The organism is Collimonas arenae (genome assembly GCF_001584165.1).
Taxonomy (GTDB): domain Bacteria; phylum Pseudomonadota; class Gammaproteobacteria; order Burkholderiales; family Burkholderiaceae_D; genus Collimonas; species Collimonas arenae.
In genome coordinates, this window is the sequence record NZ_CP013233.1 from 455632 (window position 1) to 481323 (window position 25692).

A 25692-nucleotide genomic window follows, 5' to 3' on the forward strand; every position below is an offset into this window, starting at 1 on the left:
TGCTTGCCAAGAAATTGGTAGACAAGATAACTGAACAGAATCGGGACAAGACCACGCTTTTATCCGGCTTGATATTCTGTTCGGCCACCGCACACATTCTGGTTTGCCGTCTTGACGCCGATTTTACGCTGCCAATACACTGCATTATGTTCTATAAACAGACATTCGTTCGATAATCGAACACATTTGTGAGGCGGCTGACAGCAGCCGCTTTGCCAAGGAGGCAACGCGTGATCAATAAAATTTCTGAGTCGCTGCAAACAGCGATCGCCGATGTGCACGACGGCGCAACCGTGATGATCGGCGGCTTCGGCAATGCCGGCATGCCGTCGGCGTTGATCGATGCGCTGATCGCGCAGGGCGCGCGCGATCTGACCATCGTCAATAACAATGCCGGCAACGGTGAAACCGGTTTGGCGGCGCTGCTCAAGACTAAACGGGTGCGCAAGATTATCTGTTCGTTTCCACGCCAAGCCGATTCGCAGGTGTTCGATGCGTTGTACCGCGCCGGCGAGATTGAGCTGGAACTGACGCCGCAGGGTAATCTGGCCGAACGTATCCGTGCCGCCGGCGCCGGCATCGGCGGATTCTTCTCGCCGACCGGCTACGGCACCATGCTGGCGCAAGGTAAGGAAACGCGTCTGATCAACGGCCGCCAGTATGTCCTGGAATCGCCTATCCACGCAGACTTCGCGCTGATCAAGGCGCACCGTGGCGACCGCTGGGTAACCTGGTGTATCGCAAGACTGCGCGCAATTTTGGCCCGATCATGGCGATGGCCGCCAAGTGCACCATCGCGCAAGTCAGCGAAGTAGTGGAGTTGGGCCAGCTTGATCCGGAGAACATTGTCACTCCGGGAATCTTTGTGCAACGTGTAGTGCGGGAGGCATTGTGATGAATCGTTTTACACGTGACCAGATGGCCGCCCGCGTAGCGCAAGACATTCCGGAAGGTGCCTACGTCAATCTCGGTATCGGTTTGCCGACCAAGGTCGCCAATTACCTGCCGCAAGAGCGCGAAATTTTCCTGCACAGCGAGAACGGCTTGCTGGGCATGGGGCCGGCGCCGGCTCCCGGCGAAGAAGATGAAGACCTGATCAATGCCGGCAAACAGCCGGTGACCTTGCTGACCGGCGGCGCGTATTTCCATCATGGCGATTCGTTCGCGATGATGCGCGGCGGCCATCTGGATATCTGCGTGCTCGGCGCTTTCCAGGTATCGGCCGGCGGCGACCTGGCCAACTGGCACACCGGCGCCGCAGACGCGATTCCTGCCGTGGGCGGCGCAATGGATCTGGCGATCGGCGCCAAGCAGGTGTTCGTCATGATGGAGCACCAGACCAAGAGCGGCGAGAGCAAGATCGTTGCGCATTGCACTTATCCGCTGACTGGCATCGCCTGCGTCAACCGCATCTATACCGATCTCGCAGTACTGGACGTGACGCCAGCCGGATTGCGCGTGCTGGAAATGGTTGAGGGTCTTGCATTCGATGAACTGCAAAAAGTGACCGCTGCACCTTTGCTGCCGCCGCTCTGAAATCTGTATTCAGTCAAACCACATAGAGGTGACACGCCATGAATGACGCATTTATCTGCGACGCAATCCGTACCCCGATCGGCCGCTATGGCGGCGCCCTGAAAGATGTGCGCGCCGATGACCTTGGCGCGGTGCCGTTGCGGGCGCTGATGGTGCGCAATCCGCAGGTCGACTGGAGCGCAATCGACGATGTGGTCTTTGGTTGCGCCAACCAGGCCGGTGAAGACAATCGCAACGTCGCCCGCATGTCGGCCTTGCTGGCGGGCCTGCCGCAACAAGTGCCGGGTTCCACCATCAATCGTCTGTGCGGTTCCGGCATGGATGCGGTCGGTAGCGCAGCGCGCGCGATTCGCGCCGGTGATACCGGTCTGATGATTGCGGGCGGCGTCGAATCGATGACGCGCGCGCCAATGGTGATGGGCAAAGCCGAGACCGCATTCTCCCGCAATGCCGCCATCTACGACACGACAATCGGTTGGCGATTCCCGAATCCGCTAATGGTGGCGCAGTATGGCGTTGATGCAATGCCGGAGACGGCAGAAAATGTCGCCGACGAATATCGCATCAGCCGCGCCGATCAGGATAAATTTGCGCTGGCCAGCCAGACCAAGGCCGCGTTGGCGCAACAGAACGGCATCTTGGCGCAGGAAATCACGCCGGTCGTCATTGCGCAGAAAAAGGGCGACCCGTTCAGTGTGAGTGTCGACGAACATCCACGCCTGACCAGCCTCGAAGCGCTGGCCAAACTTAAAGGTGTGGTGCGCGCCGACGGCAGCGTCACCGCCGGCAATGCTTCCGGTATCAATGACGGCGCCTGCGCGCTGCTGCTTGCTAACAGCGGTGCGATAGCGCGGCACAACTTGACGCCGCGCGCACGCATCGTCGGCATGGCCACCGCCGGCGTGGCGCCGCGCGTGATGGGCATCGGCCCGGCGCCAGCCACGCAGAAGCTGCTGCATCAACTCGGTATGTCGATTGACCAGATGGATGTGATCGAACTGAACGAGGCATTTGCTTCGCAGGGGCTGGCGGTGCTGCGTTTGCTGGGCTTGCAGGACGACGATCCACGCGTCAATCCGAACGGCGGCGCGATTGCGCTGGGCCATCCGCTCGGCATGAGCGGTGCGCGGCTCGTGACGACTGCGATGTACCAATTGCAGCGCAGCGGCGGACGCTATGCACTGTGCACGATGTGCATCGGCGTCGGGCAGGGCATCGCCTTGATCATCGAACGGGTTTGATCGAGTCGATAAGAAAAGTAGGTGGGAAACAGGTAGTCGCGGCGACAACGCCGCCGCTGCCCTATTGATGCAATACGCCTAGCTGCCAGGCAAAAAACACCACTAGTCCGACCGCGATGGTCAGCAATTGCCGCCGTGTCGTCGCGCACACCAGAATGGCGGCAATGGCAGCGATCAGCTGCGGATTGCGCCAGCTCAGTTCCATGCCCTCGCCATGTGGCGCCAGCACCATCGGCACGATGATCGCCGTCAGTACGGTGACCGGTACAAACACCAGCGCTTCTTTGAGCCAGATCGGAAAGACCACGCGGTCGCCGAGCACGAAGATGAAGGCTTTGATGAACACGGTGATCACGGCCATTCCGATGATGGTCAGGGTATACGTCATGCCTTGCTCCTTGCAGCACGAATGCGCGCCAGCCAATGCGACGAGACCAAGCCGACGGCAACGCCGACCAGCGTTGCCGCCATCAATCCCAATTTGTACGGCAAGTCGCGCAGGAACCAGGCGCACACGCCGGCCGCAATTGCTGCCGCCAATTGCGGCTTGCGAAACAGTTGCGGCACCACAATGGCGATGAAGGTCGCAACCATTGCAAAATCCAGTCCCAAGGTTTGCAATTTCGGGAACGCCACGCCGAACAACAGTCCGACCAAGGTCCACAACTGCCAGTTGCCGTACATGGACAAACCGGAGCCGAGGAAATACCAATGGCCGTGCGGCGTGTGCGCGTGTTTCAGATAGTAGGCATTCATCACGGCGAAGGTTTCATCGGTCAACAAGAAGCCGAGCAGCCAGCGCCAGCGCGCCGGCAGGTGGCTGACATGCGGCAGTAAGGTTGCCGCATACAGCATGTGGCGCAGGTTGACGATGAAGGTCGCCATCCAGATCACCAGAATGCCGGCCTGCCCAGCCGCCAGGCCGATCGCGATGAACTGGCTGGAGCCGGCGAACACGCCGAGCGACATGAACTGGCCTTGCCACAGCGCGAGCTGGCTGGCCGCCACCAGCGCACCGAAAATCACCCCGAAAGGCGCCGCACCGATCAGCATCGGCAAGGTGTCGCGCGCGCCGGCGGCGAAACTGGTTAGGGGAGTGGGATGGGACATGAAGTATTCCTTGTTGATGTCGGAATAGTAATGTCAGGCGCTTCTTTGCGCAACGCATATGGATATGTAAATACATGCGTTTGTATTGCCGCCAGCCTACGTTATTCTCGCAACTCTGCCCAAGTCCCTATGCATCGATCCTCAATCCAGTCGCGAATAAACAAGCACGCCACAGATGGACATCGCCAGCTCCCAACCTATCGATCTGATGTTTGAAAGCCACTTCCGCTGGCTGTGCAACCGGCTGCGCGCTCAATTGGGGTGTACCTTCAGTGCGGAAGATGTGGCGTCCGAGACCTTCGCGCAAGTACTGGCGTTGCCGCCGGCGACGACGATCAAGGAGCCGCGTGCGTTGCTGACCACGATTGCGCAACGTCTGGTGTATGACATCTGGCGTCGGCGCGATCTTGAACGAGCCTATCTGGAATTGTTGGCGGCCATGCCGGAGCAATCGCAGCCTTCGCCGGAGGAGAGTGCGTTGGTTTTGCAATCGCTGCTCACGGTGGAACGCTTGCTGGACGGCTTGTCGGACAAGGCCCGCGCGGCTTTCCTGTACAGCCAGGTGGATGGCATGACCTATGCCGAAATCGCCGCCAGGCTGAAGGTCTCCACCGGCCGCGTCCAGCAATATGTGGCTCAGGGTTTGCTGTGCTGCTACACGGCGACCTCAACATGAAAAAATTCTCATTCGACGATCCGATTGCTACGCAAGCCGCCAACTGGATGGCATTGTTGCGCTCCGAGCGCGCCACGGAAGCGGACCGCCGCGCCTATCTGCAATGGCTGGCGGCCGATCTGCGGCATGCCACCGTGGGCGCCGGCCTTGAACGTGCGCTTGGTACTTTCCAGGCATCGGCGCAGGCCGGCGTCTCTGGCGAGGTGATCGATAAGGCTCTGCAACTATCTGGAAGCCGGCGCCAGGTATTGCGTGGCGGCTTGCTGTTGCTGGGATTGGGGGGCGTTGCTGCGGTGCTGGTCGACCGCGAAACGCCGCTGCTGGAGCTGGCCGCCGATATACGCACAGGCACCGGCCAACGCCGTAGCGTCGGACTGGCGGACGGCAGTACGGTGATACTGAATGCGCGTAGCGCCGCCGATATCGATTTCGATGCACAGCAACGGCTGTTGCATCTGCGTTCCGGCGAATTGCTGGCGCGGGTGGCGCTTGATCATCGGCGGCCGTTCGTAGTGCGCACCGAGCACGGCGCGGTGCGCGCGCTGGGGACGGCGTTTGTGCTGCGGCGGGAAGCCGATTACAGCGAGGTCAGTGTGCTGTCTTCACGAGTTGAAATAGCTACCCGCGACGGTGTGCGGCAGCGCCTGTCGGCGGGGCAGAGCGCGCGTTTTGATCGTGGCGGGATTAGCGCCACGCCTGCGCGGCCGGAAGCGGAGTCAGCCTGGGTCGACGGCTTGTTGGAAGTCAACGACCGGCCGTTGGCGCAGGTAATTTCAGCGATCCGGCCCTATCGTAGCGGCGTGATACGGGTGGCGCAGCGGGCCGCGCAATTGCGCGTGAGCGGGGTGTTCCCTTTGGACGATACCGACCTGGCCCTCAGCATGCTGAGGCAGACCTTGCCGATCCGTATACAGCGTAGCACGCCTTACTGGGTCAGTATTTCGATGGCTTAATTGAGTCGCTTGGCTACAGCAAAATCCGCATATTCATATTAAAAAATCTTCTTCCGAAATCCCTATAAATTTTCTGTCGCCGTTTCACAAACCTAACGTGAAGCAGCAATGAAAAATCATAATAATCGGGAAGGAAGAAAGACACATGCAAAAACTCAAGACGTTGCCGGCGCAGATCGCGCTGGCGCTGCTGGTTGCTTATGCCCTGCCAAACGCCCACGAGGCAGCGCAGGCGCAAACATTACCTGCAGCCGCGGCAACCCAGCAATACGATATCGCCGCCGGTCCGCTCAATGGCGTGCTGGCGCATATCGGCCGCCAAAGCGGAAAATTGCTGTCGTTCGATGCGGAACTAGTGCGACCGTATCAGAGTGCTGCGATCAAAGGCAGCTATACTGCAGAGCAGGCGTTAGCCTTGGCGCTGAAGGGTAGCGACCTGGAGGTCGCTCCGCTCGATCATGGCGTGCTGACCATCCGTCGCGCCAAGGTTGTCAGCCCCGCGTCGGAGGCGATTGCGCCGAAAGCCAAGACCGCGCCAGCGGTCGCGGCGATTGTCGCTACGCCGGATGAAGAGCACAAGGAAGTGTTGGTGACCGGCTCGCGGATTCCGCGCGCCAGCAAGGAGGGACCAACCAGCGTCACCGTGATTACCGGCGAGGAGATCGAGAAGCAGGGTTATCGCAATGTGTTCGACGCGCTCAGCGCACAGACGCAAAATACCGGCATGACGCAGGGCGCCGATTTCGGCAATACCTTCACGCCGGCAGCAAACACCATCAGCCTGCGCGGCCTCGGCCCGAACCATACGTTAATCCTGGTCAATGGCCGGCGCGTCGCCGATTATCCGGTGGCGTATGACGGCTCGGTCAATTTCGTCAATCTGGCGAATATTCCGTCGGCCCTGGTCGACCGTATTGAAATCCTGAACGGCGGTGCTTCGGCGGTGTACGGCTCCGATGCGATTGCCGGCGTGGTCAACGTCATCCTGAAGAAAAAAGCCGAAGGTTTCGATCTCAACGTCAAGGCTGGTGGCACCCAGGATGGCGGCGGGTCGAACCAGCGCATCCAGTTCACCGGCGGTGGCAGCAGCGGTAACCTGAGCGGTGTGTTCGGCATTGAGTTGAGCCGAACCCAGCCGATCTGGAGTCGTCAGCGCGATTTCATGTCGTCAACGTCGTCGGACGGCACGGCGCCGACCCGGATCGCCGGGCGCATGAATGTCGACAGTGAAAATTATGTCGACCCTGGCGCCGGCTGTTCCCAGCTCGGCCAGCTGTTCAGCGGCAGCGTGGTGCAGACCGGCAATCCGTATTGCGCCAGCGGCAAGGCGCAGCCGTCTTACTGGACCACCATGACGCAGAATGAAAGCGAAAACCTGTTCGGTAGCCTGACTTACCAATTGACGCCCAAGACTGAGGTATTCAGTGACCTGATGCTGGGTTTTAACGCCACGCAAAACAATACTCGCGGTCCAAACTGGACCTCGGAAGGCGGCGGCAACAGCTATTTCTTCAATCAGAATACTGGCGCCGACGAAAGCTGGTCGCGCCGTATCGCGCCGGAGGAAATCGGCGACGCTACGCGCTACAACAAAAAATGGCGAGACATCGCCGGCAACTGGACCGTCGGCGTGCGTGGCGATATTCCTGCCACCAGCAGCTGGAACTACGAGGCGGCCTACAATATCTCTGCCTACACAAGCCGTCAGACGACGCCTTTGCTGCTGAATAATGTCGATAGTTTTTCCTCGGCCCGCGCCTTGGCTACAACTCTGACGGCGTCGCCATTTACGCGCCGAATCCCAACCGGCTTTACCAGCCGCTGACGCCAGACCAGTTCAACTCGATTGCTGGCGAGGCGATCAGTCGCAATAAATCGTGGACCCAGACCCTGAGCCTGAGCGCCAACGGTGAGCTGTTCAACCTGCCGGCCGGCCCGGTGCGCATGGCTGTCGTGACGGAGTTAGGCAGCCAGGGTTTCAGCAATACACCGGATCCGCAAATCAACCAGGGCGTGTTCTATAACCAGTCGGAGGCGGAAGGCGCCAGCGGTTCGCGCAAGCGCTATGCACTGGGCACGGAGTTGAATATTCCGCTGCTCAAGCAATTGGTTGCCACCGTCGCCGGCCGTTACGACGAATACAATTTCGCCGGCCGCAGCGACGGCAAGTTCACCTATAACACCGGGTTGGAATTCCGTCCTGCAAAAACACTACTATTCCGGGGCAACTACGCCACCAGCTTCCGCGCGCCGGACATGAATTACATCTATTCGTCGACCACGCACGGCTATTATTCGTCGACCACCGATTACTATCTATGCCAGCAGACGGGGCAACCATTGGCAGGTTGCAGCTACAACAATTATTCGCCGGGCGCCAACTATATCCAGACCGGTAGTAAGGATCTGAAGCCGGAAAACGGCAAGTCCTGGAGCTATGGCGTCGTGTGGTCACCGAGTTCCAACTTCGATATTTCGGCCGATTTCTGGCGCATCCAGATCGACAACCTGGTGACCAATCTCGATCCCGATACCATCTTGCGCAACGAAGCGAATTGCCGCGCCGGCCAGCTGGATATCAACTCGCCAACCTGCGTCGATGCGCTGGCGCGGGTGGTGCGTAATCCACCTAATGCCGTGTACCAGCCGAATGCGATCCAGGACATTCTGGTGAACCCGATCAACGCAGCACAGGAGCGTACCAGCGGCCTCGATTTCAGCGGCAAGTGGCGCATCAAGGGCGGCAACGTTGGCGATTTCGTCCTGAAGGCGAATTACACCAAGGTATTGAGTCACCACTACAAGCAGTTCGCGAACGATCCGGACCAGGATTTGCTGAACTCGCTGACCAATCCGGATTGGGGTTCCAAGGTCAACGCCAGCGTCACCTGGCTGCGCGGCCCATGGACCAGCACGGTGCAGGTTACGCGTTATGGCAGCTTGCCGAGCGCCGACCAGACTCGTCGAATCTCGCCGTTCGCGCTGGTCAACCTGAGCGCCAGCTACCAGATCAACCCGCGCGCCTCGGTATCGCTGATCGTCAACAACGTGTTTAACTCAGTCAAGCAAGACACCACCGCAGGCTGGCCGTATTATCCTGTTGGGAACTACAACCCGTATGGTCGTATGGGGTGGCTGGAATTTAATTATCATTTTGGTTCATAGAACCGGCTGGAACAGATCCGAGATCTGAGTGCAAAAGGGGATGGCGCAGGCCGACCCCTTTTTGTGATTTAACCATTTATACATGTACAAGATGAAAATCCAATCTGTTACTGCTGCCATCATCGCCACCCTGATATGCGCAGCCGGGCCAGCGCTCGCGCTGCCGACCACCGGCCAAAAGCCGGCGGCCGCAACCCCCGCCGCAGTTGATGGCATCAATTGGTATGACGGCGACGTCGATGCCGCTTTTGCCTTCGCCAAGGCACATAACAAGCCATTGTTCCTGTATTGGGGCGCGACCTGGTGCCCGCCGTGCAACCAGGTCAAGGCGACGATTTTCAATCGCCAGGCCTTCATCGAGCGTTCGCGTTTTTTCGTGCCGGTGCATATCGATGGCGACAGCCCTGGCGCGCAGAAGTTGGGTGAGCGTTTCAAGGTGCGCGGCTATCCGACCATGATCCTGTTCAAGCCGGATGGCAGCGAGATCACCCGTCTGCCGGGCGAGGTCGATGCAGAGCGCTATCTGCAGACGCTGACGCTCGGTATCAGTGCCAACCGGCCGGTCAAGCAAACCTTGCAGGCAGCGCTGAGCGGCGGCAAGCTGACGGCTGACGAATGGCGTTTGCTCGGTTACTACTCGTGGGATACCGACGAGCAGCAGTTGGTTGCCAGCAAAGATCTGTTTCCTACTTTGAAGCGCCTGGCGGCAGCTTGCCCGCCGGGTGAAACCGCCAACCGGCTGGCTTTGAGCGCACTGGTGGCGGCTGCCACAGCAACGCCGGGGAACATCCCCGAAATCGACAAAGCGGCTGCGGTCGTGCTGCTGACCAAGGCGGCGTCGGACACCCGCATCGCGCGCGAGAACATGGACCTGTTGACCAACTATCCGACCGATCTGGTCGGGCTGGCAACCGCGCCGCAATCACCCGCGCGAGCCAAGCTGATCGGCGTCTGGACCACCGCGCTGCAACGTCTGGCGCTCGATACCAGCCTGTCCAAGACCGATCGTCTGTCGGCGTTGGCGGCGCAGGTGTCACTCGCACGCCTCGATAGCCCGGAGGCCAAGTTGATGCCGGCGTTGCTCAAGGAAGTGCGGCAGCGGGTGGCGCAAGCTGATGCCGCGACTACCGATGCCTACGAACGGCAATCGGTCATCAACACTGCCGCGCATGCGCTGGGCGATGCCGGCCTGCTGGATGAATCCGATACCTTGCTCAAGGCGGAACTGAAGCGCTCGCATGCGCCGTATTACTTCATGTTGAGCCTGGCATCGAACGCCAAGAAACGCGGCGACAAGACGGCTGCCATCAATTGGTATGAGCAGGCTTATCAGGCCGCGCAGGGACCGGCGACCCGTCTGCAATGGGGCGCAGCCTACCTGTCCGGCGTGCTGGAACTGGCGCCGCAGGACGAGGCGCGCATCGAGAAGGTCGCGCACGGCTTGTTCCAGGAGCTGGCCGGCACCCAGAACGCGTTCTATGAACGCAATCGCTCGGTGCTGGAACGACTTGGACACAAGCTGGTCGATTGGAACGCCGGCGGCAAGCACCAGGCGGTGGTGCAGCGCTTGCGAACGCAGCTTGACGGCGTTTGCGCCAAGCTGCCTGACGCCGATGCGCAGCGGGCCACTTGCCAGGGCTTGCTCAGCCCGACGCGCGCCTGAATAGCGCAACAGTCATGGTCGACGGAAATAATGTAGGGGAAAGGTTCTAACCCAAGATCATTCAGGGTAAATGGGGTACGCTAGCGGCAAATCATCCGCCTTTGCTCCCCCATTTACCTGATCGGATCCGTCGACATGATTATTGTCCATCACCTCAATAACTCCCGTTCGCAGCGCGTGCTGTGGCTGCTAGAAGAACTCGGACTTGAATACGAAATCAAGTTCTATCAGCGCGATCCCAAGACCATGCTGGCGCCGGCATCGCTACGCGCTGTACACCCGTTGGGCAAGTCGCCGGTGATCACCGACGGCGACAACACGATCGCCGAATCGGGCGCGATCATCGAATACCTGGTGCAGCAATACGGAGGAGGGCGTTTGATTCCGCCGGTTGGCAGCAAGGACCGTTTGCGCTACACCTACTGGCTGCATTACGCCGAAGGTTCGGCCATGCCGCCGTTGCTGATGAAATTGATTTTTGGCCGCATCGACCGACCGCCAATGCCGGCCTTGTTGCGTCCGCTGGCGCGCATGATTTCCAAGGGCGTCCAGCGCGGCTATATCGATCCGCAAATCAAGTCGCACCTGGATTTTCTAGAAGGTGAGCTGGGCAAGAGCACCTGGTTTGCCGGCGAAGAATTCACGGCTGCAGATATCCAGATGAGTTTTCCGCTGGAAGCGTCGCAATCGCGCGGCGGCCTCGATGCCAGTCGGCCACGCCTGTCGGCATTCCTGCAACGTATTCATGCGCGGCCGGCGTACCAACGTGCTATCGAAAGAGGTGGTAAATACGATCTTCTGAAATAATTGCCATGATTGCACGGTCGTGAATAGGCGGCCGCGCATTGCGTGATGCACCCATGTCGCGACAATCCCAGTAGAATTGAGTTGAATTGAGTCGTAACGAACGCTGATGTTGCGCTCGACGACGCCAAAGCGTTTGGTCGCATTTGGTTTCACTCACAGATATCGCTACGGAGAGTCAATGTTCCCGACTGAGAAATTCACCGACCCGCACGCCGCCGTCGAACGCGTGATGGAAATCTACGAACATCACACCGCGTTGCTGCGCGATGCATTCAAGCGTTTTTCGAATGGCGAAGTGATGCCCGAGCGGGTGCGTGCCTGCTACCCTTTCGTACGCGTAACGACTGAAGTCAATACTCGCGCCGACACACGCCATTCCTTCGGTTTTGTATCCGGCCCCGGCGTCTACGAAACCACGCTGACCCGGCCGTCGCTGTACGCCAATTACCTTGTCAGCCAGTTCAAGCTGCTGCGCGATAATCATGATGTGCCGCTGGAAATCGGCGTCAGCGAACTACCGATCCCGGTGCACTTTGCCTTCCCTGAAGGAATTCACGTCGAAGGCAATCTCGATCCCGAACATCTGCGTACCTTGCCCGATGTATTCGATCTGCCGAACCTGGCCACCATGGACGACCGCATCGTCAATGGCACTTACGAGGAAATGCCGGGCGAGCCGCATCCGCTGTCGCTGTTCACCGGGCCGCGTATCGATTATTCACTGCATCGCCTGAAGCATTACACGGCGACTTCGCCGGATCGTTTCCAACGCTACGTGCTGTTCACCAACTACGCGTTCTACGTTGATGAATTCATCCGCATGGGACGTGAGCTGATGCAGGCTACCAGCGATCCCGCGCAACGCGAATACCGCCAGCAATACACGGCCTTTGTCGAGCCGGGTGATCTGACTACCTGGAACGCTAATCTCGACGATCTGCCAGCCGACCGTGCGCTGACCGGCATCGCGCCGGCGCGCCAGCCGCAGATGCCGGCTTACCATCTGCAGCGCGCCGATGGTTCCGGTATCACGCTGATCAATATCGGCGTCGGCCCATCCAATGCCAAAACCATCACCGACCACGTCGCCGTATTGCGGCCGCATGGTTGGATCATGCTCGGCCATTGCGCCGGCTTGTCGACTTCGCAGCGCATGGGTGATTACGTGCTGGCGCACGCCTATGTGCGAGACGACCATGTACTCGACGACGACCTGCCGCTGTGGGTGCCGGTGCCGGCGCTGGCCGAAGTGCAGCTGGCGTTGCAGGATGCCGTCGCCACCATCACTCAACTGGAAGGCTACGAGCTCAAGCGCATCATGCGTACCGGCACCGTGGCTTCGGTCGACGACCGTAACTGGGAGTTGCGCGATCACCGCAAGCCTTTGCTGCGTTTCAACCAGAGCCGGGCGATTGCACTGGATATGGAAAGCGCAACCGTGGCGGCCAACGGTTTCCGCTTCCGGGTTCCGTACGGTACCTTGCTATGCGTTTCCGACAAACCGCTGCACGGTGAAATCAAGTTGCCGGGCATGGCGAACCGCTTTTACGAGCAGCGCGTTAACCAGCATTTGAAGATAGGCATCAAGGCGCTGGAGTTGCTGCGCAACCAGGGCGTTGAACAACTGCACAGCCGCAAGCTGCGCAGCTTCAGCGAACCGGCGTTCCGCTAAGCGTCGTGGCTACGGTCATCAAACATCGTGGCGTCAACATCGTCACGCTGGCCGAGGGCGAAGCGATAGCGGAACATTGCCGCGACGGTGACATCGCGCTAGTACAGGATGGGGCCGGCTGGTGGACGCATTTTGTCGGCGCGGATGGCGCCATCGACAGCTACGACGCGCCATTCCCGTCGTACAACAAGGCACTGTGGACCGCCAAGGCGGCAGCCGAATTTGCTGGCGAATAGCTCAAGCGAGCTGCTGTTTGCTTTCCCGGTACATCAACCCTAGCAGGCAAGCGCCCGCCACCAGTGCGACGGCCGCCACGCACAACGAGGAAGTGAAGTTGCCGCTGCCCTGAACCAGACGCGTCGCCAGCGGCGGCCCAATGATCTGGCCGATGCCATAGGCGGCCGTGAGTAAGCCCATCAGGCTGCGTGCCTGGTCGCCGCGCAGACGACGCGCATCCCGCATCGCAAACAAGGTAATCGCGGTGAACGGCAGGCCCAGCAAGATACTGCCAAGCGCAAAGCCGAATACACTGGGTGAGGCCACGCCGATCAGGATGCCGCAGGCCTGTAACAAATAGCATACTGCCAGTAGCAATCGATTGTCCCAATGGATCGGCAAGCGCGTCGCCAGCAAGGCACCCAGCGAAACGCAGATGCCGAACAAAGGCCAGAACAGGTCCGGCCAACTGGAACCCGGCAATGCCTGGCGTGCGATCACCGGCAGGAAAGTGGCGGTGATGATGTAGCCGAATCCAGCCAGCGCATAGGCGATCGTCAGGCCGCGTGTCTGCCTGATGATTTGTGTTGGCGGGAGTGCATGCGAGGCAGATGTTGGCGCGCTGGTGGTAGTTGTTGAACCGGTGAAGGTGCGCCACACGATTGCTGTCAGCAGCAACGCTAGCAGCGCGTAGCTGAGCCAGCCATAGGATGCCTTCCAATCATGCGAGACCATCGCGCTGGTGGCTAACCCGGTCAGCAGGATGCCGAGTCCGGGCCCGCAATAAATGACGCCGCCCAGTGCCGGCGCTTGCAGTTGCGCCAACCGTTGCAGGCACCAGCCGGAGGCGAACACAAACGTGCAGGCGCTGGCGACGCCTGCCAATGCGCGCAGCGCCAGCCAGACCGCGGACGACTGCGATAGGCCCATGCCCAGAGTCAGCAATACGGTGGCAGCGAGGCCGATGCGGATGAAACGGGTGGCGCTGCCGCGTAACGCCATGCACAGCATGGCGCCGACAAAATAACCGAGGTAATTCGCGGTTGCCAGCCAGCCGCCTGCCGCCAGGTCGATCACGCCGTCGTGCAGCATCATCGGCAGCAGCGGCGTGAAAGCGAAGCGGCCGATACCCATCGCTACCGCCAGGCATAGTGTGCCGGCCAGCGCTACGCGCCATGCTTCCCGACTCTGATCTATTTCCATCGCGATGCCTGTAGTTGCGGTGGTTTGTATTTCGTTCAAGTTCAGCTCTTACTAGTAGTTGATGGCATGCGGCACCTTCAATTCAGCCGCCAGCGTGGCGATCAATTCCGCCGCCGGCATCGGCCGCGCCATCGCCACACCTTGTCCGGCCCAGAGCGACATGAATTCGGGCCGGTTGAGTTTGGCGGCGGTTTGGCGGATTTCTCCGGTCAGGGCATTTTGCACCGGATATACCGGCAGTGCGCTTTCATGGGGCGCCATCTGCTCCGTATAGGTATTAGTGATGCCGCGCGCATGGCGGCCGGAGAAACTGCGGGTCAGGCGCGTGCTGTCGTCGCGTGCAACCGCGAGCTGCGCGCGCCACGCTGGGGCAATGCCGGATTCAGGGCAAGCCAGGAAGGCCGTGCCAAGTTGGGCCGCCTGCGCGCCGAGCAGCAACGCCGCAGCGATGCCGCGGCCATCCATGATGCCGCCGGCGGCGATCAGCGGCACCTTTACCGCTGCCGCTGCTTGCGGAATCAACGTCATCAAGCCGACGCTGGACTGTTCGATGTCGCCGAGGAAGGTGGCGCGGTGGCCGCCAGCTTCAGAACCTTGAAGGCAAACGAAATCCGCGCCAACCTGTTCCCAGGCGACTGCTTCGGCGACCGTGGTGGCGGTGCCGATCACCTTGCTGCCTTTGGCGTGGAACTGCGCCACCGTATCTGCGGACAGAATGCCGAACGTGAAGCTGACCACTGGCGGCGCGGCTTCCAGTAGGGCCGCCAGTTGCTCCTCGAAGTTCTCGCTGAATTTCTGTGGACGTGTGGCAAGGCCGAGGCCGAGTGCGTCACGGAACGGCAACAGCAGCTTTTCTGCCAGCGCGATTTCTGCCTCGGCGGGCTGGCGGGTCTCCAGGATCAATAGATTAACGTTGAAAGGCCGCGTCGTCAGCGTGCGAATTTTCTTGACCGCCTCGATGATCGCCGCCGGCGACAGCAATGCCGCCGCAAACGAACCCAGGCCGCCGGCGTTGCAGACTTGCGTCACCAGCTCGATTGGGGATGCGCCGTTCATGGGGCCTTGCACGATCGGATAGCGGAGATCGAGTTGTGCCGCAAATGACCCGCTCTGTGGGGTGGAATTTAAGTTGACATTGGACATGCGGGTGCTCCTGAGGATTGGCGGTCTGGATATGCCTGGTTTGTAAATGATATAGCGCCGTGCCTGATGGAATTCATCCTACCTTGACATCATCATCCTGAAAAATGAATAATTAAAATATTATCCATCTTTAAATGAGATGACCTATGGATCTCCTATCTCTGGAAATCTTCCGCACGGTGGTGCGCGAGGGTGGCATTACCCGTGCGGCAGAACAGTTGCATCGGGTGCAATCGAACGTCACCACCCGCATCCGCCAGTTGGAGCAATCGCTGGGCGTCAGCCTGTTTTCCCGCAACAACAAGCGCCTGGTGCTGACGCCGGCTGGTGAAATCCTGCTGGGCTACGCCGAGCGCTTGCTCAACCTCGCCGTGGAAGCGCGCGAGGCAGTCCAGCCGGCCGTGCCGCAAGGGCGCTTGCGCATCGGGTCCATGGAAAGCACTGCAGCCAGCCGTTTGCCGCTACCGCTGGCGCGCTTCCATCAGCAATGGCCGGCAGTGCAGCTCGAACTGAGTACCGCCCCGACCCAAACGCTGATCGACCGCGTGCGTGCATTTACCCTTGATGCTGCGCTGGTAGCTGGTCCGCTGGAAGATCCGTCGCTGACGATCTTGCCCCTGTATGCCGAAGAACTGGTGCTACTGGCCCCGCGCAACCACCCGCCGATCAGTAGTCCCGACGACTTGCAGACCCACACCCTGATCGCCTTCGAAAACGGCTGCGCCTATCGCCGCCACGCCGAAAACTGGCTGGCCTCCGGCAGCATCCCCGGCCGCCGCCCCGACCGCATCCTCGAACTAGGCTCGTATCACGCCATGCTAGCCTGCGTCGCGGCTGGCGCCGGCATCGCCCTGGCGCCGCGTTCCGTACTCGAGCTCCACAACAGCAGCGAAAGCCTGGCCATCTACCCCATCGGCCCCGCCGGTCAAATCCCCACCTACCTGATCCGTCGCCATGACTACAGCTCCCCCGCCTTCGACGCCCTCAGCCAAATCCTCCAGGCCGAAGCAAAAACAATTCGACTCTGACCCCAATTAATGAAAAATAATTAGGGTCAGAGTCAAATTAAGAAATAACAAATGGGGTCAGAGTCGAATTAATGGATAAAATGAAGGCATCTACACTGCTTTCTTTTTGCCATGGCTCGCTTACCTCGTCTCGTTATTGCCAATCAGCCGCATCACCTTATTCAGCGCGGTGTTGATCGACAGGCAATTTTCCGTGAAACCGAAGATTACGTAAATTTTCTTGGCCGTTTGCGGGATGCTGCCAAGCAGTTCAAGGTCGCTATCCATGGCTATGTGCTGATGACAAATCATATCCACTTGCTGGCTACGCCCAGCGATGTGGAGGGTTTGGCGCGGATGATGCAATGGGTAGGGCGACATTACGTGCCTTATTTCAATCAGAAATACGCGCGTGAAGGGACTTTGTGGCAAGGACGCTACAGGGCGACGGTGATCGATTCGGAGCGGTATTTCATGTTGTGCAGCTGCTATATCGACCAGAATCCGGTGCGTGCCGGGATCACTTCTGCGCCGGGAGAATATCCTTGGTCAAGTTATCTGCACCACGTTGGCATCAAGCCGGACCCGTTGGTGACTGACCATGCGCTTTATTGGGCCTTGGGTAATACGCCTTTCGATCGTGAGGCTGCGTATAAGGCGATGGCTGAGCAAGCGCTTACATCGGATCAATCCAAGCAGCTGATGGAGGCTACAAACAAAGGTTGGCCACTAGGGTCCGATGCGTTCAAGGCCAAGCTGGAAAAGCAGGGCGCCGTGAGAGTGCGTCCGGGCCAGCGCGGGCGGCCGTTCAAGGTGAAGCCAGAGTTGTCGGCGGATGCGGTCGTAGCGACGACAAAAAAATAGAAAAATAATGAAAGCGCCATCGTTTGCACTAAATTGACTCTGTCCCCATTTAATTTTGGTGCAAAAATGGATGCAATTAAATTGACTCTGACCCCATTTATTGTGATTGAAGTCTGTTGGCGTCTGCACTATTCTTAATATCCTTACTCTCAAAGTGGTGGAGCAACGTTATGCAAGCGCAAGGTTTATACGATCCGGCCAATGAGCACGATGCCTGTGGTGTCGGCTTTATCGCCCATATCAAAGGCAAGAAGAGTCATTCGGTCATTGAGCAGGGTTTGCTGATCCTGAAGAACCTCGATCACCGGGGTGCGGTCGGCGCGGATAAGCTGATGGGTGACGGCGCCGGGATCTTGATTCAAGTGCCTGACCAGTTCTATCGCGAAGAGATGGCGAAGCTGGGTGTGACCTTGCCGCCGCCGGGCGAATTCGGCGTCGGCATGGTGTTCTTGCCAAAAGAGAATGCTTCGCGCATCGCTTGTGAACAGGAAATCGAGCGCGCGGTGCTGGCTGAGGGGCAGGTTGTGCTGGGCTGGCGCGATGTGCCGGTCGATATCGAGATGCCGATGTCGCCGACCGTGCGCGACAAAGAACCGGTGATCCGCCAGATTTTCATCGGCCGCGGCCCAGACATCATGGTCACCGATGCGCTCGAACGCAAACTGTACGTGATCCGCAAATCCTCCGGCCACGCGATTCAGGCGCTGAATCTGCTGCATGGCAAGGAATTTTTCGTGCCGTCGATGTCGGCCCGCACCGTGGTCTACAAGGGCTTGCTGCTGGCTGACCAGGTCGGCGTGTATTACAAGGACTTGCAGGATGCGCGCTGTGTATCGGCATTGGCGCTGGTGCATCAACGCTTCTCCACCAACACTTTCCCGGAATGGCCGTTGGCCCACCCGTACCGACTGCTGGCGCACAACGGCGAGATCAACACCGTCAAGGGCAACTTCAACTGGATGCGTGCGCGCGAAGGCGTGATGAAGTCGCACGTGCTGGGCGACGACCTGAAGAAGCTGTTCCCGCTGATCTATGAAGGCCAGTCCGACACCGCCTGCTTCGACAACGCGCTCGAATTGCTGCTGATGTCCGGCTATCCGATTGCGCAAGCGATGATGATGATGATTCCTGAGGCGTGGGAAAACCACACCACTATGGATGACAACCGCCGCGCCTTCTACGAATACCACGCTGCAATGATGGAGCCATGGGATGGCCCGGCGGCGATGGCGTTTACCGACGGCCGTCACATCGGCGGCACGCTGGATCGCAACGGCTTGCGTCCGGCGCGTTACATCGTTACCGACGATGATTTCGTGGTGATGGCTTCCGAATCCGGCGTGCTGCCGATTCCAGAGTCGAAGATCATCCAGAAATGGCGTCTGCAGCCAGGCAAGATGTTCCTGATCGACCTCGACGCCGGTCGCATTATCGACGACAAGGAATTGAAAGACACGTTCGCCAACGCCAAGCCGTACAAGCAATGGATCGAATCGGTGCGGGTCAAACTTGACGAGCTGAAGGCAGAGCCATATGAATCCGGTTCGACCATCCCGTTGCTGGATCGCCAGCAATTGTTCGGTTATACCCAAGAAGACATCAAGTTCCTGATGTCGCCGATGGCTGCTGCCGCTGAAGAGGCGATCGGCTCGATGGGCAACGACTCGCCGCTAGCGGTCATGTCCAACAAGAACAAGACCTTGTATCACTACTTCAAGCAGTTGTTCGCACAAGTCACCAACCCGCCGATCGATCCGATCCGCGAAGCGATGGTGATGTCGCTGGTGTCCTTCATCGGACCGAAGCCGAACATGCTGGACACCAACAACATCAACCCGCCGATGCGCCTGGAAGTGTCGCAGCCGATCCTCAACTATGACGACATCGCCAAGCTGCGCAACATCAGCGCGCATACCGGCGGCAAGTTCAAGTCACATGAGCTGAACATCTGCTACCCGGTTGCATGGGGCAAGGAAGGCATCGAAGCGCGTCTGGCCTCGTTGTGCGCCAAGGCGGTTGACGCCGTCAAGTCGGGCCACAACATCCTGATCGTGTCGGACCGTAAGGTCGACGCGGAGCAGGTCGCGATTCCCGCGCTACTGGCCACGTCCGCGATTCACCAGCATCTGGTGAGCAAAGGCTTGCGCACCTCGACTGGCCTGGTGGTGGAAACCGGTTCGGCGCGCGAGACCCATCACTTCGCACTGCTGGCGGGCTACGGCGCGGAGGCGATCCATCCCTACCTGGCGATGGATACTCTGACCGAAATGGCGCACGGCTTGCCGGGCGCGCTGTCGGCTGACAAGGCGATCTACAACTTCCAGAAGGCGATCGGCAAGGGCTTGCTGAAGGTCATGTCGAAGATGGGTATTTCGACCTACATGTCGTATTGCGGCGCGCAGATTTTCGAAGCGATCGGCCTCAACAAGAGCATGACCCAGAAGTACTTCAAGGGCACTGCATCGAACGTTGAAGGTATCGGCGTGTTTGAAGTGGCGGAAGAAGCCTTGCGCCTGCATCGCGCCGCGTTCAGCGACGATCCTGTGCTGGCCAACGCACTCGACGCCGGCGGCGAATACGCGTTCCGTATCCGCGGTGAAGAACACATGTGGACCCCGGATGCGATCGCCAAGCTGCAACACTCGACCCGCGCCAACAACTTCAACAGCTATAAAGAATACGCCCAACTGATCAACGATCAGTCCAAGCGCCACATGACTCTGCGCGGCTTGTTCGAATTCAAGATCGATCCAAGCAAGGCGATCCCGCTGGATGAAGTCGAACCGGCCAAGGAAATCGTCAAGCGTTTCGCTACCGGCGCGATGTCGCTCGGCTCGATCTCGACTGAAGCGCATGCCACGCTGGCAGTGGCGATGAACCGCATCGGCGGCAAGTCGAACACTGGCGAAGGTGGTGAGGATGAGAACCGCTATCGTCAAGAACTGAAGGGCATCCCGATCAAACAGGGCGAGACCCTGGCATCGGTGATTGGCAAGGACCGCATTGAAGTCGACATCCCGCTGTTGGCCGGCGACTCGCTGCGTTCCAAGATCAAGCAGGTGGCCTCCGGACGTTTCGGCGTCACCGCTGAATACCTGACTTCGGCCGATCAGATCCAGATCAAGATGGCGCAGGGCGCGAAGCCAGGCGAAGGTGGTCAGCTGCCAGGACACAAAGTGTCCGAGTACATCGCCAAGCTGCGTTTCTCGGTGCCAGGTGTCGGTCTGATTTCGCCGCCGCCGCACCATGACATTTATTCGATCGAAGATCTGGCGCAGTTGATCCATGATCTGAAGAACGTCAATCCACGCGCTTCGATTTCGGTCAAGCTGGTGTCGGAAGTCGGCGTCGGCACGGTGGCTGCAGGTGTGGCCAAAGCCAAGTCGGATCACGTCGTGATCGCCGGCCATGACGGCGGCACCGGCGCTTCGCCTTTGTCGTCGATCAAGCATGCCGGTTCGCCTTGGGAACTGGGCCTGGCCGAAACCCAGCAGACGCTGGTACTGAACGGCTTGCGCAACCGTATCCGGGTGCAGGCTGACGGCCAGATGAAGACCGGTCGCGATGTTGTTATCGGCGCCTTGTTGGGGGCGGATGAATTCGGTTTCGCTACCGCACCGCTGGTGGTTGAAGGCTGCATCATGATGCGCAAATGCCATCTGAACACCTGCCCGGTCGGCGTTGCTACGCAAGATCCGGTGTTGCGCGCCAAGTTCTCCGGCAAGCCTGAACACGTGGTCAATTTCTTCTTCTTTATCGCAGAAGAAGTACGTCAGATCATGGCGCAGCTGGGCATTCGCAACTTCAACGAACTGATCGGCCGTGCCGACCTGTTAGACAAGTCCCACGCGATCACCCACTGGAAGGCGCAGGGCCTGGATTTCAGCCGTATCTTCTATCAACCGGTGTTACCAGAAGGCGGCGTGTATTACCACACCGAAGAACAGGATCACGGTCTCGACAAGGCACTCGATCACAAGCTGATCGCGCAAGCCAAGGCGGCGCTGGAGAAGGGCGAGCGCGTCTCGTTCATCTCGCCGATCAAGAATCTGAACCGCACCGTTGGCGCCATGCTGTCCGGCGAAGTGGCGAAGAAATACGGTCATGAGGGCCTGCCCGACGACACTATCCATATTCAGTTGCAAGGCACCGCAGGCCAGTCGGCCGGCGCGTTCCTGGCGCATGGCGTGACGTTGGACCTGGTTGGCGAAGGTAACGACTATGTCGGCAAGGGCTTGTCCGGCGGCCGCATCATCGTCCGTCCGAACACCGAGTTCCGTGGTCGTGCGGTCGACAACATCATCGCCGGCAACACCGTGCTGTATGGTGCGATTGCGGGCGAAGCCTTCCTCAATGGCGTGGCCGGCGAGCGTTTTGCCGTGCGTAACTCGGGTGCGATTGCCGTCGTTGAAGGCACCGGCGATCATGGTTGCGAATACATGACCGGCGGCACAGTCGTGGTGCTGGGCGATACCGGCCGTAACTTCGGCGCCGGCATGTCGGGGGGGCTAGCTTATGTCTACGATCCGGATGGCACGTTTGCGGCGCAATGCAATATGTCGATGGTGGCGCTGGAGCCGGTATTGAGCCAGGGTGAGCAGGAAGCCACGATTGATCGTGCGATCTGGCACAGCACCGTGCGCGGTGGTGAGGCGCAAGCTGACGAAGCGATCCTGAAGGGGCTGATCGAGCGCCACTTCAAGTACACCGGCAGCACCCGTGCCCGTAACCTGCTGGACAACTGGGTTGCCTCGCGCAGCAAGTTCGTCAAGGTGTTCCCGACCGAGTACAAGCGCGCCTTGGGCGAGCTGAATGCGGTCCACAGCACCAAGCCAGCCAAGGAAAAAGTTGCCGCTTGATCGCTGGCCCGGGTTTGCCCGGGTGACGGTTAAGCCAGGTTAAAGCCAAGTAACGATAAGGGGCGTCGCGAGAGTTTCATGGGTTGATCGCGGCGCATCCTGCAGCCAAAAAAATGTGAGTGAAAAATGGGAAAAGTAACGGGTTTTATGGAGTTTCAGCGGGTCGGTGAAACGTATGAAGCGCCAGTGGCACGCAAGAAGCATTACAAGGAATTCATCCTCAGCCTGAGCAATGACGAAGCCAAGACGCAAGGCGCGCGTTGCATGGACTGCGGCATCCCATTCTGCAATAACGGATGCCCGGTGAACAACATCATTCCTGACTGGAATGATCTGGTGTATCGCGGCGCGTACCATGAAGCGCTGGAGACCTTGCATTCAACCAACAATTTCCCGGAATTCACCGGCCGCATTTGTCCGGCGCCATGCGAAAGCGCCTGCACGCTGGGCATCAACAGCGATCCGGTCGGCATCAAATCGATCGAGCATTTCATTGTCGACAAGGGCTGGGAAAACGGCTGGATCGTGCCGCAGCCTGCGCTGGTGAAGACTGGCAAGAAAGTCGCGGTGGTTGGCTCTGGCCCTGCGGGCCTGGCAGCGGCTCAGCAGTTGGCGCGCATCGGTCATGATGTTACGGTGTTTGAAAAGAGCGATCGTGTTGGCGGCCTGCTACGCTATGGTATTCCCGATTTCAAGATGGAAAAATCGCATATCGATCGCCGTGTAGAGCAGATGGAAGCTGAAGGCGTGACTTTCCGTACCGGTGTGCTGGTGGGCAAGGATTTTCCGTCGAATGTGAACAACTGGGCCAAGAAAACCATTTCGCCGGATGAGCTGAAGGCCGAGTTCGATGCCGTGGTCATCGCTGGCGGCGCCGAGCAGCCGCGCGATTTGCCGGTGCCGGGGCGTGAGCTGAAGGGCGTGCATTTCGCGATGGATTTCCTGCCGCAGCAAAACAAGATCAACGCTGGCGACAAGGTCAAGGATCAGATCCTGGCAGGCGGCAAGCATGTTGTGGTGATCGGCGGCGGCGACACCGGTTCCGATTGCGTCGGCACCTCCAACCGTCAGGGCGCGGTATCGATCCAGCAGTTTGAACTGATGCCGCAACCGCCGGAACAGGAAAACAAGCCGCTGGTATGGCCGTACTGGCCGACCAAGCTGCGCACCTCGTCGTCGCATGAAGAAGGTTGCGATCGCGATTGGGCGGTGGCGACAAAGCGTCTGGAAGGCAAGAACGGCAAGGTCGAGAAGCTGATCGCCGCTCGTGTCGAGTGGAAAGACGGCAAGATGCAGGAAGTACCGAATTCGGAATTCGAGATGAAGGCCGATCTGGTGTTCCTGGCGATGGGTTTCGTTTCGCCGGTGGCGCAGGTGCTGGATGCATTCGGCGTCGACAAGGATGCGCGCGGCAACGCCAAGGCCACTACCGACGGCGATGGCTGCTACAAGACATCGGTCGACAAGGTGTTCGCAGCCGGCGACATGCGCCGCGGCCAGTCGCTGGTGGTATGGGCGATCCGCGAAGGCCGCCAATGCGCGCGCGCTGTGGACGAGTTCTTGATGGGAGCATCAGTCTTACCACGTTGATGCTGCAACTTCAGTAGCGGCGCCTATGTCGCACCAGCAACGCGCGAAGAGCATGTCCCCGGCGAAAACCGTGGCCATGCTCTTTTTTTGTCTGCGCGGCTTTTGCACATGCTTTACGGCAAGAGTCAAATTGTTGTAAGAGAGGCACATGCTGATGAGCAGACTATCGCGAGGCCCTGAACGATTGTCGCATTTGCACTACAATACCCACCTTTGGCTTATTCGGTGGGTGTAGTGGCAAATATCGTCGAAATCCGTGATCTGCAATTTGGCTATGGTGAGAGAACGATTCTATCGGGACTCAACATGGACTTCGCACGCGGCAAAGTGATTGCCGTCATGGGCGGTTCCGGTTCCGGCAAGACCACTATATTGCGCCTGATCGGCGGCCAGTTGCGGCCGCAGGCCGGCAGCGTCAAGGTTGACGGCGAAACCGTGCATACCTTGTCGACCAAGGCTCTGTATGCGTTGCGTCGCAAGATGGGCATGCTGTTCCAGAGCGGCGCATTGTTTACTGACCTGACGGCATTTGAGAACGTAGCGTTCCCGCTGCGCGAACATACCGATTTACCGCCGGAACTGTTGAACAACCTGGTGCTGTTGAAATTGAATGCAGTCGGCTTGCGCAATGCGGCGCAATTGAAACCGTCCGAGATTTCCGGCGGCATGGCGCGGCGCGTGGCGCTGGCGCGCGCGATCGCGCTGGATCCGTCGCTGATCATGTACGACGAGCCGTTTGCCGGGCTTGATCCGATTTCGATGGGTGTCACCGCCAACCTGATTCGCAAGTTGAATGATGCGCTTGGCTCCACCAGCATCCTGGTGTCGCATGACGTGAACGAGTCGTTCGCGATTGCCGATTACGTGTATTTCCTGTCGCAAGGAGAAATCGTGGCGCAAGGTACGCCTGCAGAAATGCGCGTATCGACCCACCCGTATGTGAAGCAGTTCGTGAATGCTGAACCGGACGGCCCAGTGCCGTTCCACTATCCAGGCAAGTCGTTGGCCGAGGATCTGGGACTGAAGGGACTGCGCTGATGTTTAACTGGATAAGCAATGGCCTGGCTACGATCGGTCGTACCTTGCGTGAATCGATTACCGGCCTGGGCGTGGCGACGCGCATGTTCCTGTCGATCCTGCGCGTTTCGCCCGGCTTGTGGCGGCGGCCGCGGCTGATTACCGACCAGATTCATTTCATCGGTAATTACTCGCTGGTCATCATTGGCGTATCGGGCCTGTTTGTCGGCTTCGTGCTGGGTTTGCAGGGCTATTACACGCTGAATAAGTATGGCTCTGAGCAGGCCTTAGGCCTGCTGGTGGCGTTGTCGCTGGTGCGCGAGCTGGGGCCGGTCGTGACTGCGCTGCTGTTCGCTGGCCGCGCCGGCACCTCGCTGACTGCCGAAATTGGACTGATGAAGGCCGGCGAGCAGTTGTCGGCGATGGAAATGATGGCGGTCGATCCGTTGCAGCGCGTCGTGGCGCCGCGCTTCTGGGCTGGCGTCGTGGCGATGCCGGTACTGGCGGCGCTGTTCAGCGCGCTTGGTATCTTTGGCGGCTATCTGGTTGGCGTCAAGCTGATCGGCGTCGACGAAGGCGCATTCTGGTCCCAGATGCAGGGCGGGGTGGATGTCTGGCTGGACGTGGCTAACGGCGTGCTGAAAAGCGTCGTCTTCGGGGTCGCTGTGACCTTTGTGGCGGTATGGCAAGGGTATGAGGCCAAGGCAACGCCGGAGGGCGTATCCAGGGCCACCACACGCACCGTGGTAATCGCCTCGCTGGCGGTCCTGGGGCTGGATTTCCTGTTGACCGCGCTGATGTTTAATTGACTTGATTGACAGGCGGCGCATTGTCCCGGTTGCCGGAGCCGGCGTTGTTTGCAGCAGATCGTTTTACTTCTCGTTACTATTTTCTTGAGATTGTTCAGTCAATCGCCGGGTATTCGGCGCCAGCTATGGCAGTATGTCTGGACTGAATCAATGCCTCGGGT

At 59.3% G+C, this 25692-nt stretch carries 21 protein-coding genes and 1 pseudogene; 17 read left to right on the plus strand and 5 right to left on the minus strand.

The window, feature by feature from the left end; all coding sequences use genetic code 11:
* Positions 1–230: 230 nt before the first annotated feature.
* The 3 genes and pseudogenes from CAter10_RS02125 to pcaF all read left to right on the plus strand — a co-directional run bounded on the left by CAter10_RS02125 (position 231) and on the right by pcaF (position 2777).
* Positions 231–895: pseudogene (locus tag CAter10_RS02125) on the plus strand (3-oxoacid CoA-transferase subunit A).
* Positions 895–1536 carry a 3-oxoacid CoA-transferase subunit B gene (locus tag CAter10_RS02130; RefSeq protein ID WP_061532100.1) on the plus strand — a complete coding sequence of 214 codons (642 nt, stop codon included), beginning with the start codon at positions 895–897 and terminating at the stop codon, positions 1534–1536. Before CAter10_RS02125 ends, CAter10_RS02130 begins: the two are co-directional and overlap by 1 nt.
* 38 nt (positions 1537–1574) lie before the next feature.
* On the plus strand, positions 1575–2777 hold the full coding sequence (gene pcaF, locus CAter10_RS02135) for a 3-oxoadipyl-CoA thiolase (protein ID WP_061532101.1): 1203 nt from the start codon (positions 1575–1577) through the stop codon (positions 2775–2777).
* A gap of 61 nt (positions 2778–2838) precedes the next feature.
* Here pcaF and CAter10_RS02140 read toward each other — a convergent pair whose 3' ends face one another.
* Positions 2839–3165, minus strand: a complete 327-nt coding sequence (locus CAter10_RS02140) for an AzlD domain-containing protein (protein ID WP_061532102.1) — start codon at positions 3163–3165, stop codon at positions 2839–2841.
* Positions 3162–3887: an AzlC family ABC transporter permease gene (locus CAter10_RS02145; RefSeq protein WP_061532103.1), complete on the minus strand. Its 726-nt coding sequence runs from the start codon at positions 3885–3887 to the stop codon at positions 3162–3164. The genes CAter10_RS02140 and CAter10_RS02145 overlap by 4 nt, the downstream gene beginning before the upstream one ends.
* Positions 3888–4062: 175 nt before the next feature.
* On the opposite strand from CAter10_RS02145, the gene CAter10_RS02150 reads away from it, so the two are divergent.
* From CAter10_RS02150 to CAter10_RS23330, 3 genes are all read left to right on the plus strand, one after another.
* Positions 4063–4563, plus strand: a complete 501-nt coding sequence (locus tag CAter10_RS02150) for a sigma-70 family RNA polymerase sigma factor (RefSeq protein ID WP_061532104.1) — start codon at positions 4063–4065, stop codon at positions 4561–4563.
* Positions 4560–5516, plus strand: a complete 957-nt coding sequence (locus tag CAter10_RS02155; RefSeq protein ID WP_061532105.1) for a FecR domain-containing protein — start codon at positions 4560–4562, stop codon at positions 5514–5516. The genes CAter10_RS02150 and CAter10_RS02155 overlap by 4 nt, the downstream gene beginning before the upstream one ends.
* A 145-nt stretch (positions 5517–5661) precedes the next feature.
* Complete coding sequence (locus CAter10_RS23330; RefSeq protein ID WP_236905475.1) at positions 5662–7341, plus strand: TonB-dependent receptor; 1680 nt, start codon at positions 5662–5664, stop codon at positions 7339–7341.
* On the opposite strand, the gene CAter10_RS24120 is transcribed toward CAter10_RS23330, so the two are convergent.
* Positions 7328–7462: a hypothetical protein gene (locus CAter10_RS24120; RefSeq protein WP_335340181.1), complete on the minus strand. Its 135-nt coding sequence runs from the start codon at positions 7460–7462 to the stop codon at positions 7328–7330. The genes CAter10_RS23330 and CAter10_RS24120 overlap by 14 nt on opposite strands.
* On the opposite strand from CAter10_RS24120, the gene CAter10_RS23335 reads away from it, so the two are divergent.
* From CAter10_RS23335 to CAter10_RS02180, 5 genes are all read left to right on the plus strand, one after another.
* Entirely contained in the window at positions 7407–8681 is a 1275-nt protein-coding gene (locus tag CAter10_RS23335) for a TonB-dependent receptor domain-containing protein (protein WP_335340224.1), read from the plus strand. The two genes, CAter10_RS24120 and CAter10_RS23335, sit on opposite strands and share 56 nt — an antisense overlap.
* A gap of 91 nt (positions 8682–8772) precedes the next feature.
* A complete protein-coding gene (locus tag CAter10_RS02165; RefSeq protein ID WP_061535127.1) occupies positions 8773–10344 on the plus strand; it encodes a thioredoxin family protein in 1572 nt (523 codons plus the stop codon).
* A 135-nt stretch (positions 10345–10479) separates the two neighbouring features.
* Positions 10480–11151, plus strand: coding sequence for a glutathione S-transferase (locus CAter10_RS02170; RefSeq protein WP_061532106.1), 672 nt, complete (start codon positions 10480–10482; stop codon positions 11149–11151).
* Positions 11152–11329: 178 nt separating this feature from the next.
* Positions 11330–12823 (plus strand): AMP nucleosidase, encoded by a 1494-nt coding sequence (locus tag CAter10_RS02175; RefSeq protein ID WP_061532107.1) that lies wholly within the window; start codon positions 11330–11332, stop codon positions 12821–12823.
* Between the two features lie 5 nt (positions 12824–12828).
* Positions 12829–13059 carry a hypothetical protein gene (locus tag CAter10_RS02180; protein ID WP_061532108.1) on the plus strand — a complete coding sequence of 77 codons (231 nt, stop codon included), beginning with the start codon at positions 12829–12831 and terminating at the stop codon, positions 13057–13059.
* A gap of 1 nt (position 13060) precedes the next feature.
* Here CAter10_RS02180 and CAter10_RS02185 read toward each other — a convergent pair whose 3' ends face one another.
* The gene (locus CAter10_RS02185) at positions 13061–14242 is read right to left on the minus strand and encodes a YbfB/YjiJ family MFS transporter (RefSeq protein WP_061535128.1); all 1182 of its coding nucleotides are present in this window, start codon (positions 14240–14242) and stop codon (positions 13061–13063) included.
* Between the two features lie 51 nt (positions 14243–14293).
* Positions 14294–15385: an NAD(P)H-dependent flavin oxidoreductase gene (locus tag CAter10_RS02190; protein ID WP_061536926.1), complete on the minus strand. Its 1092-nt coding sequence runs from the start codon at positions 15383–15385 to the stop codon at positions 14294–14296.
* A 146-nt stretch (positions 15386–15531) separates the two neighbouring features.
* Between CAter10_RS02190 and CAter10_RS02195 the strand changes: the two genes are divergently transcribed.
* The 6 genes from CAter10_RS02195 to mlaE all read left to right on the plus strand — a co-directional run bounded on the left by CAter10_RS02195 (position 15532) and on the right by mlaE (position 25531).
* Positions 15532–16413 carry a LysR family transcriptional regulator gene (locus CAter10_RS02195; protein WP_061532110.1) on the plus strand — a complete coding sequence of 294 codons (882 nt, stop codon included), beginning with the start codon at positions 15532–15534 and terminating at the stop codon, positions 16411–16413.
* 111 nt (positions 16414–16524) lie between these two features.
* Positions 16525–17256, plus strand: coding sequence for a transposase (locus CAter10_RS02200; protein ID WP_061532111.1), 732 nt, complete (start codon positions 16525–16527; stop codon positions 17254–17256).
* 170 nt (positions 17257–17426) lie between these two features.
* Entirely contained in the window at positions 17427–22115 is a 4689-nt protein-coding gene (locus CAter10_RS02205) for a glutamate synthase-related protein (RefSeq protein WP_061532112.1), read from the plus strand.
* A 126-nt stretch (positions 22116–22241) separates the two neighbouring features.
* Positions 22242–23705: a glutamate synthase subunit beta gene (locus CAter10_RS02210; RefSeq protein WP_061532113.1), complete on the plus strand. Its 1464-nt coding sequence runs from the start codon at positions 22242–22244 to the stop codon at positions 23703–23705.
* A gap of 234 nt (positions 23706–23939) precedes the next feature.
* Positions 23940–24743, plus strand: a complete 804-nt coding sequence (locus CAter10_RS02215; protein ID WP_061535129.1) for an ABC transporter ATP-binding protein — start codon at positions 23940–23942, stop codon at positions 24741–24743.
* Complete coding sequence (mlaE, locus tag CAter10_RS02220) at positions 24743–25531, plus strand: lipid asymmetry maintenance ABC transporter permease subunit MlaE (protein WP_061532114.1); 789 nt, start codon at positions 24743–24745, stop codon at positions 25529–25531. Before CAter10_RS02215 ends, mlaE begins: the two co-directional genes overlap by 1 nt.
* The last annotated feature ends 161 nt before the right edge of the window (positions 25532–25692 follow it).